This window comes from Bradyrhizobium sp. CIR18 (assembly GCF_014198295.1).
GTDB lineage: Bacteria > Pseudomonadota > Alphaproteobacteria > Rhizobiales > Xanthobacteraceae > Bradyrhizobium.
In genome coordinates, this window is sequence record NZ_JACIHF010000030.1 from 1 (window position 1) to 16,064 (window position 16,064).

General features: G+C 57.6%; 16 protein-coding genes and 2 pseudogenes. 12 read left to right on the forward strand and 6 right to left on the reverse strand.

Annotation, left to right across the window (positions count from 1 at the left end; translation table 11 throughout):
- Window positions 1-345: 345 nt before the first annotated feature.
- From GGD65_RS39300 to GGD65_RS39315, 4 genes are all read left to right on the forward strand, one after another.
- Window positions 346-1,077: a hypothetical protein gene (locus GGD65_RS39300; protein WP_183238685.1), complete on the forward strand. Its 732-nt coding sequence runs from the start codon at window positions 346-348 to the stop codon at window positions 1,075-1,077.
- 247 nt (window positions 1,078-1,324) lie between these two features.
- Window positions 1,325-2,071, forward strand: coding sequence for a hypothetical protein (locus tag GGD65_RS39305; RefSeq protein ID WP_183238686.1), 747 nt, complete (start codon window positions 1,325-1,327; stop codon window positions 2,069-2,071).
- 306 nt (window positions 2,072-2,377) lie between these two features.
- Window positions 2,378-3,253 carry a transporter substrate-binding domain-containing protein gene (locus GGD65_RS39310; RefSeq protein WP_183238687.1) on the forward strand — a complete coding sequence of 292 codons (876 nt, stop codon included), beginning with the start codon at window positions 2,378-2,380 and terminating at the stop codon, window positions 3,251-3,253.
- A 188-nt stretch (window positions 3,254-3,441) separates the two neighbouring features.
- A complete protein-coding gene (locus GGD65_RS39315; protein WP_183238688.1) occupies window positions 3,442-4,290 on the forward strand; it encodes an MBL fold metallo-hydrolase in 849 nt (282 codons plus the stop codon).
- A gap of 1,465 nt (window positions 4,291-5,755) precedes the next feature.
- Here GGD65_RS39315 and GGD65_RS41300 read toward each other — a convergent pair.
- Entirely contained in the window at window positions 5,756-5,983 is a 228-nt protein-coding gene (locus GGD65_RS41300; RefSeq protein ID WP_183238689.1) for a hypothetical protein, read from the reverse strand.
- Between the two features lie 99 nt (window positions 5,984-6,082).
- On the reverse strand, window positions 6,083-6,562 hold the full coding sequence (locus tag GGD65_RS41305) for a transposase (RefSeq protein ID WP_409362782.1): 480 nt from the start codon (window positions 6,560-6,562) through the stop codon (window positions 6,083-6,085).
- On the opposite strand from GGD65_RS41305, the gene GGD65_RS41310 reads away from it, so the two are divergent.
- Window positions 6,467-6,745 carry a hypothetical protein gene (locus GGD65_RS41310; RefSeq protein WP_409362785.1) on the forward strand — a complete coding sequence of 93 codons (279 nt, stop codon included), beginning with the start codon at window positions 6,467-6,469 and terminating at the stop codon, window positions 6,743-6,745. The genes GGD65_RS41305 and GGD65_RS41310 overlap by 96 nt on opposite strands.
- On the opposite strand, the pseudogene tnpC reads toward GGD65_RS41310, so the two are convergent.
- The 4 genes and pseudogenes from tnpC to GGD65_RS39335 form a co-directional block, all read right to left on the reverse strand.
- Window positions 6,709-7,691: pseudogene (gene tnpC / locus GGD65_RS41315) on the reverse strand (IS66 family transposase); the annotation flags it as partial. The gene GGD65_RS41310 and the pseudogene tnpC overlap by 37 nt on opposite strands.
- Complete coding sequence (gene tnpB, locus GGD65_RS41320; RefSeq protein WP_409362783.1) at window positions 7,645-7,833, reverse strand: IS66 family insertion sequence element accessory protein TnpB; 189 nt, start codon at window positions 7,831-7,833, stop codon at window positions 7,645-7,647. The gene tnpB (GGD65_RS41320) and the pseudogene tnpC, both read right to left, overlap by 47 nt.
- A complete protein-coding gene (gene tnpB, locus GGD65_RS41325; RefSeq protein ID WP_409362784.1) occupies window positions 7,830-7,991 on the reverse strand; it encodes an IS66 family insertion sequence element accessory protein TnpB in 162 nt (53 codons plus the stop codon). The genes tnpB (GGD65_RS41320) and tnpB (GGD65_RS41325) overlap by 4 nt, the downstream gene beginning before the upstream one ends.
- Window positions 7,992-8,192: 201 nt before the next feature.
- Entirely contained in the window at window positions 8,193-8,390 is a 198-nt protein-coding gene (locus GGD65_RS39335; RefSeq protein ID WP_183238690.1) for a transposase, read from the reverse strand.
- A 457-nt stretch (window positions 8,391-8,847) separates the two neighbouring features.
- On the opposite strand from GGD65_RS39335, the pseudogene GGD65_RS39340 reads away from it, so the two are divergent.
- The 7 genes and pseudogenes from GGD65_RS39340 to GGD65_RS39370 all read left to right on the forward strand — a co-directional run.
- Window positions 8,848-9,155 (forward strand): annotated as a pseudogene (locus GGD65_RS39340) (aldehyde dehydrogenase family protein); the annotation flags it as partial.
- Window positions 9,156-9,249: 94 nt separating this feature from the next.
- Window positions 9,250-9,495: an SDR family NAD(P)-dependent oxidoreductase gene (locus tag GGD65_RS39345; RefSeq protein WP_183238691.1), complete on the forward strand. Its 246-nt coding sequence runs from the start codon at window positions 9,250-9,252 to the stop codon at window positions 9,493-9,495.
- 297 nt (window positions 9,496-9,792) lie between these two features.
- The gene (locus GGD65_RS39350; RefSeq protein WP_183238692.1) at window positions 9,793-11,349 is read left to right on the forward strand and encodes an aldehyde dehydrogenase family protein; all 1,557 of its coding nucleotides are present in this window, start codon (window positions 9,793-9,795) and stop codon (window positions 11,347-11,349) included.
- Between the two features lie 124 nt (window positions 11,350-11,473).
- A complete protein-coding gene (locus GGD65_RS39355) occupies window positions 11,474-13,339 on the forward strand; it encodes an NAD(P)/FAD-dependent oxidoreductase (RefSeq protein ID WP_183238693.1) in 1,866 nt (621 codons plus the stop codon).
- 56 nt (window positions 13,340-13,395) lie between these two features.
- Window positions 13,396-14,169, forward strand: a complete 774-nt coding sequence (locus GGD65_RS39360; RefSeq protein ID WP_183238694.1) for an SDR family NAD(P)-dependent oxidoreductase — start codon at window positions 13,396-13,398, stop codon at window positions 14,167-14,169.
- 69 nt (window positions 14,170-14,238) lie between these two features.
- Window positions 14,239-15,105: an SDR family NAD(P)-dependent oxidoreductase gene (locus GGD65_RS39365; RefSeq protein ID WP_183238695.1), complete on the forward strand. Its 867-nt coding sequence runs from the start codon at window positions 14,239-14,241 to the stop codon at window positions 15,103-15,105.
- An 85-nt stretch (window positions 15,106-15,190) separates the two neighbouring features.
- Window positions 15,191-16,048, forward strand: a complete 858-nt coding sequence (locus tag GGD65_RS39370) for a transporter substrate-binding domain-containing protein (protein WP_183238696.1) — start codon at window positions 15,191-15,193, stop codon at window positions 16,046-16,048.
- Window positions 16,049-16,064 lie beyond the last annotated feature (16 nt).

The following is a 16,064-nucleotide window of genomic DNA, read 5'->3' on the forward strand; positions in this document are numbered from 1 at the left end:
GGGCCGCATTATCGAGCAGGGCCCGCCCGAAAAAATCTTCACAAATCCCGAATCCGAGCGCACGCGCTCCTTCCTGCAATCAGTCCTCAACCATTGAAGGTTGCGAAGGCTCGCGGAGCGTCTTCCCCAGACGTGGCGACGCGAAAATTGATAGGATCACATTGTGGTCGTTGGTGCCGTCTGCTACGCGCGCCTGTTGCAGAAGCACGGCGCCGGCCAGCACCATGAAACTTTGTCGATGAGTGCCCGGTCGTGAGAAGAATTCGGTATCGTCAGTATGCCGATCAGGCCAGTGAACCGCGCTTTTCTATGTGGTGAGATGCAGCAAGCCGGCGAGATGCATTCATGGTCCTAATGAGAAAGGTTGAGTGCCCGCGCCTCGGCGTCATAAACCTAGACGCATTTGGCTATCCTAACACGATAGATCTGCCTGATCCCTTCAGCGGCCCTCCGCCTGAAGCGGATGAACCTCCCGGCAATTTCATCAACCGAAGCTTTTGGCCCGTTCCGGTCGCCTACGCCATTGCACCGGGAACGTGGGGGGCGCTGGCTGAAGGCAAGGCGGGCGCTATCGAATCCATAGCGAGGGCAGCCGAACGGTTAGCTCCCCACTGCGATCTGATCGTCGGGAATTGCGGCGGCATGTACTATGCGCGGTCGCTGATTAAGACGACAACGCCGGTCTTGCTGAGCGCCATCGATCTTCTACCCTATGCGCTTGAATCAACCACCCTTCCGGTTGGAATCCTGTCTGTGAGCAAGAATTTCACGGAGAAGATGCTTGCAGATCATCCAGGTCTTCCCCGCCTGCGCATCGTGGGCGTCGGCCACCAGCCAACCTGGGCAGACATAACGCAAGATTGGTACGTGAGAAGGCCGCGGATGTGCCCCCACGACCTCCGGAAGGAACTCCTGGAGGTGTGCTTGTGCGAACGTGAGAGGGGCGCCTTTAAGGACATTGGTGCAGTGGTCCTGGAATGCACCGCGATGCCACAGTTCAGGAAGGACGTGGTCGCCGCACTGCGGCTGCCCACATGGGACATCGCTGCATTTGCCAAGGGCTTGCTCGGCGGATAAGCCGCAGATTGTCCTCAGGCGTGCATCTATTCCATCGCTGCATCACGACCGAACTTCAAATTCCGGCCAAAAACATCGGCTCATCGCTCGCCCGCGAGAGCCGCCTCTGACTATCGACGCCGCGTTACGACACTTCTGAGGTGGCGATCAGCAGAATGTCATGTGCTTGGAATGGAAGAAGCGGGCTAGAAAGCTATTGTGACGTTTGTAATACTAGTATGATGCATCGAAAGTGAGGATAGAGTTCATGGTAGCCGAGAGAAAACCTGAGGCTCCGCGCCTCGGCGTCATCAACCTAGACGGTCTTGGTTATCCCGACACGATAGATTTGCCCGACCCCTTCAGCGGCCCTCCACCTGAGCCCGATGAGCCTTCCGGCAATTTCATCAACCGAAGCTTTTGGCCCTTTCCGGTCGCGTACGCCATTGCAGCGGGAACGTGGGGAGGAGAACTGGCTGAGGGCCAGCAGGCCGCTATCGAGTCGGTCGCAGAGGCAGCCGAGCGGCTGGCGCCCCACTGCGATCTGATCGTCGGAAATTGCGGCGGCATGTACTATGCGCGGCGACTGATCAAGACGCGAACGCCGGCTTTGCTGAGCGCGCTCGAGCTTTTGCCTTATGCGCTTGAATCAAGCACCCTTCCGGTTGGAATCCTGACAATGAGCAAGGATTTCACTGAGAAGATGCTCAAGAGCATGCACGCAGGCGATCCAGGTTTGTCCCGCCTACGGATTGTGGGCGTCAGTGATCAGCCGGCCTGGGGAAGCATCAATCGAGACTGGTACGTTAGAAAGCCACGAATTAGTCCTGAGGACCTCCGAAGGGAAATCCTGGAGGTGTGCTTGCGCGAACGTGACGCTGGCGCCTTCAAGAACATCGGTTCAATCGTTCTGGAATGCACGGCGATGCCACAGTTCAGGCAGGACGTGGTCGCTGCACTGCGGCTGCCCACATGGGATATCGCTGCATTCGCAAAAGGCCTGCTTGGCGCGTAGGCCGCAGTCAGGCCTTACACAATCCATCGCTGCATTGCGACCAAGCTTCAAATTCCTATGAAAGATCGGTTCATCACTCGCCTGCGAGGAGCCGATCCTAGCGATCGGCCAAAGTTTCGCCCTTTGTCCTCACGGCCGCGAAACAAAAGAGGGCTTGATTTCTTATGATGTTTGATATAACAAACATCACTCGTCCGCGAGGTTCTCAGGTTCTCCATGTCCGCCGCGCGTTGTTCTTGCAGGGGGGCGACAAAGCCATGCGCGGTGTGTGTTTGGGATCGGGTCTACTGGATTGGGAGCGACAACATGCGTAGCAAACTCAGCTTGTCATTAGCCGTTCTGGTGCTGGGGCTGGTCGGCAATGCCTATCCCTCGCTCGCGCAGGACGGTGGTCCGCTTTTCGCCTCGATCCGCAAGGCTGGCGACGTGAAGATGGCTCTTGGCTCGGCGCCTCCCTGGTCCATGATATCGCCAGACGGAAAAGCGACTGGCTATGCGTCTGAACTAGTGGATCTAGTGGTCAAGGGCATGGGGTTGCCAGAGCTTAAGGGCGTGCTTGTGGATTGGAATGCCCAGATTCCTGCACTGCAGGCCGGTCAGGTCGACCTTGTGTCCCCTGGCCTAGGTTACACGGAAGAACACTGCAAGCAGGTGATCTATTCGGGCCCCGATTTCGTGGCGCTGAACGGGTTGTATGTCGCGCGCGGAAACCCGAAGCACATCACGAGTGTGGCCCAGATCGCACAAAACTCCGACCTTAAGGTGGCGATTAGTCTCGGGGGAGACTATACGCAATTCGCATTGAGCGCGGGAATTAAGTCCGAGCAGCTCGTAAACGTTCCCGATATTCCAGCCGGCGTGGCGGCAGTCACCGGGGGGCGGGCAGTTGCCTTGTTCGGTTCTCAAGTAGGTGTCGTCCACCCGGAGCAGAAAGGCCTCGAGTTCGTCCTCGACAAGCAATTGCCGTCGTTGGGGTACGGTGCGATGTTCCGGAAGGAGGACGTGGCTTTCCGCGACGCGTTTGACAAGGAGTTAAACAAATTGCGCGCCAATGGCGTGATGAAGGAGCTCCTTGCGAAGTACTGGAGGGAAGTGTTCGGCGATCTTGATGGTTTTGATGCTGAGTGGAGTGAGCTCTCCAAGATCCAGAAGGCCAGTGGTCTCGTGCCGAGCTGTAAGTAAGACTCAACCCCAGTAAGGGCTCAAGGAGCTCACGCGCTTCTTTCCAGCGAATAGGCAGTGCCACGTGCTGCCGCCTGCCTCGCGACACCGATAACTTCGCTCATGCCGAGCTCATTGTCGACGTGTTCGCAGTCTCGCGACGAAAGTCAATTTTAAGATCGTCAACGTCATAGCTTGGAATGCTTTTTATGCGGTGGAAAGTAGGCAAAGTCAAAATCAGCAAAATCGTGGAATTCGAGACCGTTGGGTTGGTGGACGACGTCCTGCCCAAGGCAAGCGCAAGGGAGGTCAGAAAGCTGCCTTGGCTCATTCCGCATTTCGCGACCGAAGACGGCCGGCTGAAAATGTCGGTCCACGCGCTGGTGGTGGAAACGCCGCAGCACCGCATCGTAGTCGACACCGGGGTCGGCAACGACAAGGAAGGCCGCCACGATCCGACCTGGAATAACCGCAAGGGATCGTTCCTCGATGACATGACGGCGGCGGGGTTCGCGCCTGACAGCATCGACACTGTAATCTGCACGCATCTGCATGTGGACCATGTCGGCTGGAACACGCGGCTCAGGGGTGGCAAATGGGTCCCGACCTTTGGCAATGCAAGTTACCTGTTCGATCGAAAGGAGTATGAGCATTGGCGTGACCACAGTGACACGTCGGATCGGCGCGCGGTTTTCAACGACTCTGTGCAGCCGATCTTGGAAGCCGGCAAAGCCACGCTGATCGCAAGCGATGCTAGGATCACGGATGAGATCAGCCTGATTCCGACCCCAGGCCATAGCCCTGGTCATGTGAGCGTCTACATCAATTCCGACGGCGAACAGGCGATTTTGATCGGCGACTCTGCCCATCATCCGTGTCAGATGGCCCATTTAGATTGGTCGACGCCGTACGATTCTGATCCTGTTCAATCTGCTGAAACGCGCCGAGAGTTGTTCTCCCGTTTTGTCGACACGCCGACGCTCTTCATCGGCGGACATTTCGATGCTGGCCATCTCCGCCGCGACGGCGAGGCCTTTAAATTCGTGGCCGTGGTGTGAAGTACCACGGAGATGGTGACATTAGTCATTTAACGCAATATTCGTGGTAGGCCATGATCTTGATAAGAAATCCTGAAGGCCCGCGCGTGGGCGTCATTAATCTAGACGCCATTGGCTACCCCAACACAATCGATTTGCCGGACCCCTTCGGTGACTCTCCTCCTGAACCGGACGAGCCAACCGGCAATTTCATTAACCGCAGTTCTTTCCGGTCGCGTACGCCATCGCACCGGGAAGGGGAGGGTGGGCGCTCCTCGAGGCCCAGCCGGTTGCTATCGAATCCATTGCAAATGCAGCCGAGCGGTTGGCGCCCCACTGCGATCTGATCGTCGGCAATTGCGGCTACATGTACTATGCGCGGCCACCGATCAAGCTGATCAAGAAAAGAACGCCTGTTTTGCTAAGCGCCCTCGAACTTCCATCTTATGCGCTTGAATCGAGCACCCTTGTTGGAATCCTCACTATGAGCAAGGATCTGACCGAGAAGATGCTAGTGGACCATCCCGGCCGGTCCCGCCTACGCATAGTGGGCGTCAGCGATCAACCGACCTGGGGGGCATCACTCGAGACTGGTACGTGAGAAAGCCGCGGATGAGTCCCGAGGATCTCCGCAGGGACTCCTGGAGGTGTGCTTGCGTGAACATGAGACCGGCGCCCTTAAGGACGTCGGTTCAGTCGTGCTGGAATGCACGGCGATGCCGCAGTTTAGAAAGGACGTGGTCGCCGCATTGCGGCTGCCCACATGCGTTCGCCAAAGCCCTGCTCGGCGCGTAAGCTTACGAATTGGGTATCGCAGCCGTTGATCAAATTGCATCGCGGCGTCACAATCGGCTGAAAATTCCGAGCAATGACAGTGCCGGTCGCCCGCCCGTGAAGGACCTGTCCTGACCATCGAACATATACTCGACGCCTGGCTATTCCTGTCCGTCCAAACAAGCTGGTCGTTGATGACCATGTGACAAATCTGCATCCGCTCGGAATGCTCTGGCGTTTTGCCCAAGGAATTTTAAAGCAGATCCCGCGTCACAACGATCATTGTCGAGTTCGTTGGGCAATAGCACGGAAACTGCGGCACTGCGCACCCGTGGAGCTCCCGATCAAGCAACCGGTCTCGAGCACCTTTCTGACCCCTGTCGGCGCCTTTCTCAACGCGCATCCATTTTTCATCGGCATGTTTCCGCCCTATGCGCGACCGTCGAAGAGCACTTGGTGCTGACCCAACCGGTATACAAATATCATGGCCACCTGAGACTTCGAGGAGACACTGGTCGCGCGCCGGCGAGCCACAACTTCCGGACGGCTCACGGGAGGAGCATGCGCGCTGGAGAACGAGCGGTCTACGAGCCAAGAACGACGTCTACTTCCGAGCCAAAGCCGCGTCTGCAGGCCGGGCTCAAGGATGGCGCGCAGTGTACCCCAGTCACCGTCAATAACCACGCCCGACGAAAAGATGGAGCTCGTCGGCTTAATCGACGGCCTGCGCAAGAGTGCGAAATCCTGGCGGGAATTGTTGCTTGACTTGGTGCGGGCTGGCGATGGGTCCGATTTGGCCGTGGCCGACGGCGCGCTCAGCTTCCTGCTGCAGCAGAAAAAAAGATGCGCTTGCGGCCTGCGATATCTTCGTCGAGATCGGAGGCATCACGACAGGCCGCTCGAGTGCCTCGTTAAGTGTCGCAATAAAGATGCTGACCATAGGATCCTTGTACGCATACGACGGAGACCGCCTGATTGACGCATTCGCGCGGGGGCCGGGTAGCGCTATGATAGCGTTGCGTGAAGGTTAGGCAGCTTGCTAATCGGTGGACTTGTCGGCTTGGCGCAGGAGCTTCCATTCCCAAGGCAGCAATTCGTGCAAACGCGAAGCGGGAAGATCGGCGATCCGGGCGAGGACGTCGGCGAGCCAGGCTTTGGGGTCGACATCGTTAAGACGACAGGTCGTGATCATCGTGAGCATGATGGCAGCGCGGTCGGCGCCGCGCAGGCTGCCGGCGAAGGTCCAATTGCGCCTTCCCAAGGCGATGCCGCGCAACGCTCTTTCGGCGGCGTTGTTGCTGAGGCAGATCCTGCCATCGTCGAGGAAGCTGGCAAAGTCGGCCCAGAGCCGGAGCATATAATTCATGGGCTTCAGGACCTCGGAGGAGCGCGAGAGAGTTTCTCGCTCGCGCAGCAGCCAGGCGTGCATGCCGTCGAGCAGCGGCTTGCTTCTCTCCTGGCGCACGGCAAGCCGCTCGTCGGCGCTGCGGCCGTTGATGGCGCGTTCGATCTCGAACAACGTATCGAGACGTCTGACCGCCTCCAGCGCGATCGGGGAGACCGGTTTGCCCTTGCCTTCCCTGGCGTTCTTCTCGATATCGTCCAGCTCGAAGAAGCCCGCCGCGCATGGGCGAAGCAGAATGCCGGCGTGATCGGCATCGCTTTCTTTTGCGGATCGAACAACGGCTCGAAGCCGCTATAGCGATCCGCCTGCAGGATACCGGCGAAGGCGGCCAGATGCTTCTGGGGATGCTCGCCCCGTCGGTCGCTCGAGGCGTAATAGACCGCCGCCGACGGCTCTGGCCCACCGTAGGGCCGGTCATCCCGCACATAGCCCAGATCCGGCCGGTCGTGCACTTGCTCTTGGCCAAGATGCGGATGGTGGTGTCGCCGCCATGAAGGCGCTCGGCCGCGAGCACATGACTCTCGATCAGCTGGAAGAGCGTCATGACGGCGAAGGTCCCGTGGCCGACCTGGTCGGCCAGCGTCGACAGCGGCAGGTCGATCCTCTCGGCCTTAAAGCGCACACTCTGGCGGTTGAGCGGGATATGCATGCCGAACTTGTCGAACAGGATCGTCGCCAGCAATTGCGGACCGATGAAGCCGCGCGGCGTGGCATCGAACGGTGCTGGCGGTTGGCTGATCTTCTCGCAATCGCGGCAGGTGAACTTTTCCCGCACCGTCTCGATCAGCTTGAACCGGCGCGGGATCTTCTCCAGCGTCTCGGTCACATCCTCGCCCAGCTTCGCCAGGCGCGATCCGCCGCAGCAGGCACAGCTCGTCGGGGCCTCGATCACGACGCGCTCGCGTTCGATGTCGTCCGGCCACGGCTTGCGCACCCCGCTTGCGCGTGCAGGCGTGCTCGGCCTGGGTTTCGTCGCCGCCGCCTGGGCGGCAAACTCGTCCTCGCTCGCCGTGGTGACGAGTTCTTCGAGCTCCAATTCCAATTGCTCGATCAGCCGGGCCGTGCGCTCAGAGCGCTGTCCGTACAGTTCGCGCTTGAGCTTCTCGATCCGCTCGCAAGATCCGATGGAAGGTCGTCCGGCTTCGATATCATGAAGCCATTGAATCAGATCACGCAGCAGATCAAACCCAAAGCGACTATCCGACCCGCGTCGGACGCTGGGTTTCTTGAGGGTTGCGCCAATCGATTCCGGACAACAGGTAGCTCAGCTGCGCCGGCGAGATCGTTAGCGATTCACCGGCAACCGATGGCCAGATGAACCTTCCTCTCTCGAGTCTTTTGGTGAACAGGCATGCTCCTTGGCCATCGTGCCAGATCACCTTCACAAGATCGCTCCGGCGACGCGGAAGACGAACAGATGACCGCTGAGCGGGTCCTTGCGCAGCACCTCCTGCACTTGGAGTGCCAACGGCGGAAAGCCTCGGCGCATGTCCGTGTAGCCTGTCGCGAGCCACACTCGCGCGACCGTCGGAACCGGGATCATCGGCGTACCAAAGCATCGAGAACCCGACGTAGCGCGTCTCCATCAACGTCGCCATCGACCCGGATGCGATGCCCGCTACCAAGATCGATTTCGATGATGCCCTGGCTCTTCCGTCGACGCACCGCCGTCGTTGTCAATGGCGCTCCGGCCACCTCCCGCGGCGGCACAGACGGCCCAATCTCGACCGGCACGAACGGCGCGCTATACTCGCTTCACCTGCTTGCAAAGCTCTTTGCGCCACCGGAACAGCTGGCTCACATGAAGGCCGGCCATGCGAGCAACCTCGGAAACATTGGCTCCGGGCTCAAGCGATGCTGCAACTAGCCGTTCCTTCTCATCCTGCGACCACCGGCGCCGCCGCTCGACCGATGTGATCACCTCCGCCCTCGAAATCGTCATAGCGCTTCTCCTAGGATTACCCCTAGGACCTGCAGCGATCGCGTTCGTCAAACAAGGCGGCCCTCAATGGAGGGATACGGATCCTTCGGCCGAGCGTTGGAAGCATCGACGCACGATTGTTGTTATTGAAAGCGCATTCGCTACGTTCGTGTACGCAAGGTGCGCTCCATGCTTATCAACAAGTCCGGTGCGGCATAACCCCCTTGCGGAAACCGCTCAGAGAAGCCGGCGCCCTCTAGATGCTCATAGTCAGTTGACTCATCATCAGTGTCCGATCCGATCCGCCGGCGGGATCAAGCTCACATCCCAAGCTCAAGCCACTGCCGGCTGATCCCTTTCGTCACCACATTCGGCCGAAGCTGCCCTCAGCTCGATAGAAACAGCAAAGCTGCACCGCCGGATCGGCGGTTGGACCAACTACTGAGACCTTTTTTCACTGGAACCGGCCATCCACTATGAAGTCGATGCCATCGCGATCGCTAACGACACGCCCTATGGCTCGCGGGTTATGTCTCGGTTGGCACGGTCTAACGCGCGCGCAAAGTGGCGCGGCGAATCCGTGCCGGCAACATTAACCTGCAACGCGTGCCGAACGACCTTGCCGCACCATTCGGCGGCTACAAACAGTCTGGCAATGGCCGCGAATGGGGCAAGTACGGTCTGGAGGAATTTCTCGAAGTGAAGGCCGTCGCAGGCGTCAACCGGCCTAAGACGTATTTGCGAACGGAGCGACATTTCACGACAGAAACTATTCGCCCGCGCTGATGGCTAAGCCTCGTCAGCTTCTTAGGCGGGCTTACGAGTTCCGAATTTTGTGAGACGCATACGCTTTGCGATCAGTACGTTCGTCAGCGGTCGGATGGGTCTCGAGATCAAGCCGAAGGGTACAGCCGGGATATTGGGAGGCGGAAGAGGTGAAATTGCCCGAAGGAAAACTGCCGTTGTGACTGGCGGCTCGCGGGGGATCGGCAGGGCGATTTGCGAGGTCTTCGCTTCCCATGGTGCGAAGGTCATCGTCGCAGACGTGAAAATCCCGGCAGCCGCTGCTACGCTTAAGGATGCGGGCGCAGTGCATTCGCCTTCCCCTCGACGTAGCCGACACTGACTCAACGGCCGTGAGCAGTCAACGCGACGATCGCGCTTCAACCTAGCTGCTCCAAAGTCATGTATATCTCTGACGGCGCATCGCGAGGTCAGTAAAAAATCTTGACCGTAACAGGCGTAACTTTCGTCCGCATCGTACCAAGAATCTTTCTCGCAAGTTTTGCGGTTGTGCCAACCTGATATTATGTTAATCCGCTACGTCACCCGCTCAAGCACTCAATTCTTCATTGCTCGTCTTGGGCAGGTGGGAATGATGGAGTCGCGCACTCGCTGGCGGACGATAATCAAGGAACGTGCCATGTCTAAAATATCGCTCTCCTACAGTGGTGCGGTTGAAGTATTCGAGCCGATGGAGAAGAAGCTCGATGAAACGCGTGTGGCGTTTCGGAATAGCCTTGGAAAGGAATGGGCTAACAAGATCGGCGGCCAATTGTGTCGAGACGGTACGACGTATGAGATTAGAAGCCCGGCAGACTCTGATGTACTCTTAGGAACATTCATTGACGCCAGTGAAGAGGCGGTCGGGCGGGCTGTTAGGGCGGCCCGCGACGCTTCGTCGAGTTGGGAGCGTCTTGGATGGAGGGAGCGCGTGACTTTGCTGCGACGCGTCGCGGGTGAGATTGATGCGCGGATGGCGCAGCTTGCGTGGGCGTCGGTGCTGGAGGTCGGCAAATCGCGAGTCGGCGCGCTGGGCGAAGTTTTGGAGTCCATCGAGCTGATCGAATATTATTGTTCTCAGATGGATCGGAACGAGGGCTATACATTTCCTCTATCGGAGACTTCAAATGAACTGTCGATCAACACTCAACGGCCGTACGGCGTTTTCGGAATAATAGCGCCTTTCAATTTCCCTATTGCACTCTCTGCCGGCATGCTTGGAGCTGCACTTGTTACTGGCAACAGTGTCGTTTTCAAGCCGAGCCCTGGTGCTGGCTTGAGCGGTAGTCTCCTCACCGAGGCATTCGAAGCTGCCGATCTTCCGAAGGGCGTTTTTAATCTCGTGTGCGGACCTAACGCAGGCCAGCGATTGGTGGATGCACCGGGAGTCGACGGGATTGCTTTTACCGGCTCCCACAAAGCGGGGATGGAGATTAATCGGCGCATGAAGTGCGGTCCGTTCGCGCGCCCGGTAATCGCCGAAATGGGCGGGAAGAACCCTGTTTACGTTACTGCCAGCGCGGATCTTCCGATTGCGACTAAGGCTGTGCTTCGGTCGGCGTTTGGGCTCCAGGGGCAGGTGTGCACAGCATGCTCGGTCGCGTTCGTGCATGAGGATTTGCACGATGGATTTATCGGCGATCTTACATCGGCCCTGCAAGGATTGACGTTCGGTGATGTCTCCGATCGACAAACTACCGATGGCCCACTGATCAATGAAGCGGCCTATCACCGGTTCAGAAATGCGGTTGAAGAAGCGAAGGCAATCGGAGCGCTCGTGACAGGGGGAGACCGTCTCTCGGGTGGTATCTTCGAACGTGGCTACTATGTTCGACCGGCTATCGTGACCGACCTTCCCGAGCGGCACCGCCTATTCGAAGAGGAACTGTTTTCTCCGATCTTGGCGGTACGGCGTTTTACGTCGTTGGACCAAGCTCTTGAATATGGAAACGCTGCGCCGCTTGGTCTTGCTGCGGCATTCTACGGCAAAGACCACAGCGAAATAGATTTATTTCTAGAAAGAGCTGAGGCAGGTGTACTGGCCGTTAACCGCGCAACTGGCGCAACAACGGGTGCATGGCCCGGACGTCAGAGCTTTTGCGGCTGGAAAGGCTCCGGCCTGACCGGCAAAGGAGGCTTAGGTCCGAACTTTGTACCCCAATTCATGCGAGAGCAAAGTCGGACGTTTCAGCGATAGTCGTTAAATCAACTCAAGAAACAACATCCGTTTCAATTCTACAATCGAGACCTCCTATCCCATGCGGATCCTTCCGTCAGTCGGGCTGAGTTTAAGGGAGGAGCCTCGCTCAAGGAGACCAAGCATGAATGTTCAAAACAAAGGGCGCCTGATGAGTGACGTTTCCATTGCGGAGGCTGTCGACGCGATCGATCCTCGCCCTATTCTAGCGACCCTTGCCGGACTGACGGGTGAACGCAATTTCATATCCCCGGATTTTCGAAGGTCTCCTGATCCGGAGATTGACGCTGATCGCATCGCGCGCGCTCGCGCATTCTTGCAAGATTATCTTTGTTCTCTTTCTGGGCAAGAGACATTCAGCGCCGCCGCCCTTAAAAGCGGTATTTCCGAAAGTGAAATCGTAGAATTTGTCACCGACGGCGCCAGTTCTGCGTACGATCCGGCAGTCATCCACGGGCAGCTTCATGGCGAGATCAGGACGAAGACTCGCATCAGCAAGAAAGTGGCTATAATCGGCGGCGGCCTTTCGGGAATCGCGGCTGCGATCGAGCTGATGGCCGACGGCTGCTCGGTAGCGCTGTTCGAAAGGAACACGCAGCTCGGGGGCACTTGGGCCTACAACGACTACCCGGGATGCAGGCTCGATTCGAACAACTTCCTATATTCGTACTCGTTCTGCCCCGCGCGGCGCCGGTCGAACTACTATTCGACGCAGCCCGAGGTTCTTCATTATCTTCAGGACGTGGCACGAAATCACGGCGTCGACCAGGTTGTCACGCTTGGCGCCACGGTTCGCGAATGCATCTGGTCTGAAGAAACGGGACTATGGATGCTCTCCGTCGAAAAGGACGGGAATGTAACGCATGCGAGCTTTGATGCTGTCGTTGCGGCGCTCGGTCAGCTAGGTGTTCCCAAGCTCCCAGATCTACCTGGGCTTGATAGATTCTCCGGGCCCAAGCTGCACGCAAACCGCTGGCCAAAGGATGTGGACTTGGCCGGTAAGCGCGTAGGCGTGATTGGGACGGGCGCCACTGGCTTCCAACTCATCCCCGAACTGGCGAAAACCGCAAAGGAGCTGGTTGTTTTTCAACGAAATCCGCCGTGGATGGTGCCGACCCCGGAGTACAGCCGGCCGATGCCGACAAGTGCTGCAGCCCTCTTCGACATCTTGCCCGGCCTTAGTTCGTGGTACCGGTTCTGGCATTTCTGGATCGGGGTGGAGGGATGGTTGCCTCTTACCGAGGTCGACCCTTCTTGGAAGGAAGCGGGCAGCACCTCAGAGCTAAACCGTTGGTGGCGGCAGACACTTGTGAAGCATCTCGAGGGCCGTTTCTCCGATCGACCTGACCTGCTCGCGAAAGTGGTGCCAAGCTATCCTCCCGGCGCCAAACGGATGCTGCGCGATGATGGCACATGGCCTGAAACCCTCAAACAGCCTCACGTTAAGCTAGAGATCTCGCGAATAGCTTCGATCATCCCCGAGGGTGTCAAACTCGTCGGTTCTAAAGACGTCGAACTCGACGTGCTCGTATTCGCAAGCGGTTTCGCAGCGTCCGAATATCTCCACGGCATTAAGGTCGTTGGTCGTGGCGGCAAGGAAATTCACGATTTCTGGAAGGGCGAGGCTCGAGCCTACATGGGGTCCATGGTGCCGGGCTACCCGAATTTCTTTCTTCTCTACGGCCCGAACACCAATCTCGTCGCCAGCGGAAGTATTGTGTTCATGAGCGAGTGTTCGGTTCAGTTTATCGCCAGCTGTCTCGAGCAACTCAGCGATCGGGGCGCGCGAACTATTGAGGTGAAGAGCCAGGCATACTCGCGATTTGTCACTGAAATGGACGAAGGTAACAGCCGACGAGCATGGTCCGTCGTCGACAACTTTTATAAAAACGAGTTTGGTAAAGTGACCCAGGTTTGGCCACTTTCAATTCTTGAGTTTTGGAAACGCACGCGAAGCATTGATGAGCGCGACGTGTCCTTCGACATGTGAAACCCGACCACAAGCCCTTCGCGTCGCACTTACCAATACTCTAAGGGGACACTAAAATGACTCTTCCGAGCCCTATTGAACTGGAGGGGAAGAACGTTCTGATGACCGGCGCCGCCGGCGGCCTTGGTTCCGAGACGGCCCGTCTCTTCGCCCGCGCCGGAGCCCGTTTGTTCCTAGTTGATCGCGACGCGGCCGCCCTCGAATCCGTAATCGCAACACTTCCTAACCCCCCGTTTCATAAAGCAGCCGCGATAGACGTTGCGGACGAAAAGGCAGTGCTGTCGATCGTCGACGACATGCTCAACCGAATGGGCTCAGTCGACATCCTCCTCAACATCGCCGGAATTATAGGTCCGCTGGCATCCGTTGGGGACTATTCTGTCAAAGATTTCGAGGACGTCATGCGTGCGAACGTTCTGGGGACGTTCATTGCCATGAAGGTAGTGATTCCGCACATGCGAGCCAAAGGGAAGGGATCGATCGTCAACGTCTCGTCTATCTCAGCGGTCCGTGGTTGCAAAAACGAAATCGGTTACGGTGCATCCAAGGCGGCGGTATCACAAATGACCCGCAACGCAGCAGTCGAAAATGGCGTGACGGGTGTGCGGGTCAACGCGGTGGCGCCGGGCTGGATAGTCACCCCGATGATGGATGCAATAGTGGATACCATCTCAAAATGGTCGCAGACTCCCATTTTAGAGTACGGGCCTCAGGGGCGGCCATCACAACCGGCCGAGATCGCCGAGGCAATCCTATTTTTGGCTTCCGATCGTGCCAGCTACATAAACGGCGAAATTCTCGTCGTCGACGGCGGCATGTCAGCCCGCTAGCGCGAGGGCAGCTCTTATTCTGACAGCCTGAACCGCAGAGGGACCGCGCTACCATTAGGAGATGTCGCAATGAGTGATTTGTCAGGGAAAGTAGCTTTGGTCACCGGCGGCGCCCAAGGCATGGGATTGGCGATCGCGACGCGCCTCAAAGCTGACGGTGCTAGGGTTGTGATCTCGGATATAAGCGGCACGTCGGGGCGAGCGGCTGCCTCGTCCGATGCGTTCAGCTTTAGAGAGCATGATGTCTGTGACGAGGAGCAGTGGGCCGATGTCATCGGCGAGATCGAGGCCCAAGAAGGCAAGCTCGATATCCTCGTCAACAATGCGGGGATTTTAGGTGATCTTGATGAGTCCAGCCCGATCGACACAACTCTAGAAAACTGGCGGCGGGTGTTTGCCGTCAATGTAGAAGGCGTGCTGCTGGGCTGCAAGGCGGCAATTCCAGCGATGCAGCGCTCAGGTGGAGGCGCCATTGTAAATATCTCATCCATCTCGGGGCTCTTGGCTACACCTTACAACACGTCTTATGGCGCCAGCAAAGCGGCAGTCCGGCATCTCACGAAAACCCTTGCTCAATATTGCGTCGAAATGAAGCTTAATATTCGTTGCAATTCCGTTCATCCGGGGGACGTTTGGACTCCGCTATGGGAAGCACTCGCCCGACGCAAGGCGATGGAGACGGGCGTCTCCGTCGAACAGATCATCGACGAAGAGCAAGTCGTTAGTCCCATGGGTGGGTTTACAAAGTCTGAGGACATCGCATCCGCAGTAGCGTTCCTAGCGTCAGACGAATCTCGGCGCATAACCGGACTGAAAATGATTGTCGATGGCGGGGTCATTGACCTCGACACCTACCATCTTAGGAAACACCTCAATGCACGTCGCAATGGGCATACAAGTCCCCGCCCGGAATATGAGTCTCCGCTTCGTGCGTGATTCCCCCATTGTCAAATTTTGCAGATAACGAGAACACTAAGTCGAGTGTGCGTAGCGGAGAAGCGTCTTACAAGGAGAGACCAACATGTATGTGAAATTGAAGTTCTGGTTGCCGGTCCTGCTGATAGCATCGGCAGGCTATTCATATCTGGCATTTGCACAGAGCGATCGCGATCTTTTCGCCTCGATCCGAAAAGCTGGTGAAGTCAAGGTCGCGTCTGCCTCAATTCCTCCTTACCAATTCGTGTCGCCGGAGGGAAAGCCAAAAGGTGCTGGGATTGAACTGCAGAACATGGTGCTAAAGGCCATGGGTCTGCCAGAGCTTACGCCGCTATGGCTGGATTGGAACGCGATGACGCCCGGACTGCAGGCCCATCACTTCGACTACGTCGGTGCCGGCTTTAATATTACGGAGGAGCGCTGCAAGGTTGTGATATTTTCGCGACCCTTCTACGCAGCGCTGGCCGCCTTGCATGTTCTACCCGGAAATCCGAAGCATCTGACGACCGTCGCGGACATTGCGCGCAGCCCCGACACCAAGCTGGCGGTTATAAGCCCTGACCTATACGAGGACTACGCGCTAAAGCAGGGAGTCAAACCCGACCAAATCGTACGTGTTCCTGACGTGACGGCTGGTGTTGCGACAGTCGTCGGCCACCGGGCGGACGCCTATATCGTCAGTCAATTCGCGGTCACCGATCCGGCGAAGGCGGGCGTCGAAGTAGTGGTCGACAAACAGTCACCATTGGCCGCCTCGGCACCCATGTTTCGCAAGGACGACGTCGCTTTTCGCGACGCATTCAGTAGGCAACTTGGCATCTTGATCGAGAACGGCACTTACGAGAAGCTCTGGGCGAAGTATGGTGCTCCTCATGGGGATGAGATGGCTCCTCTGCTTGCCAAGTTAACTAAGGCTGGGGATATTGTGCCAAGCTGCGAGTAGCAGGTAACTGCGGAGA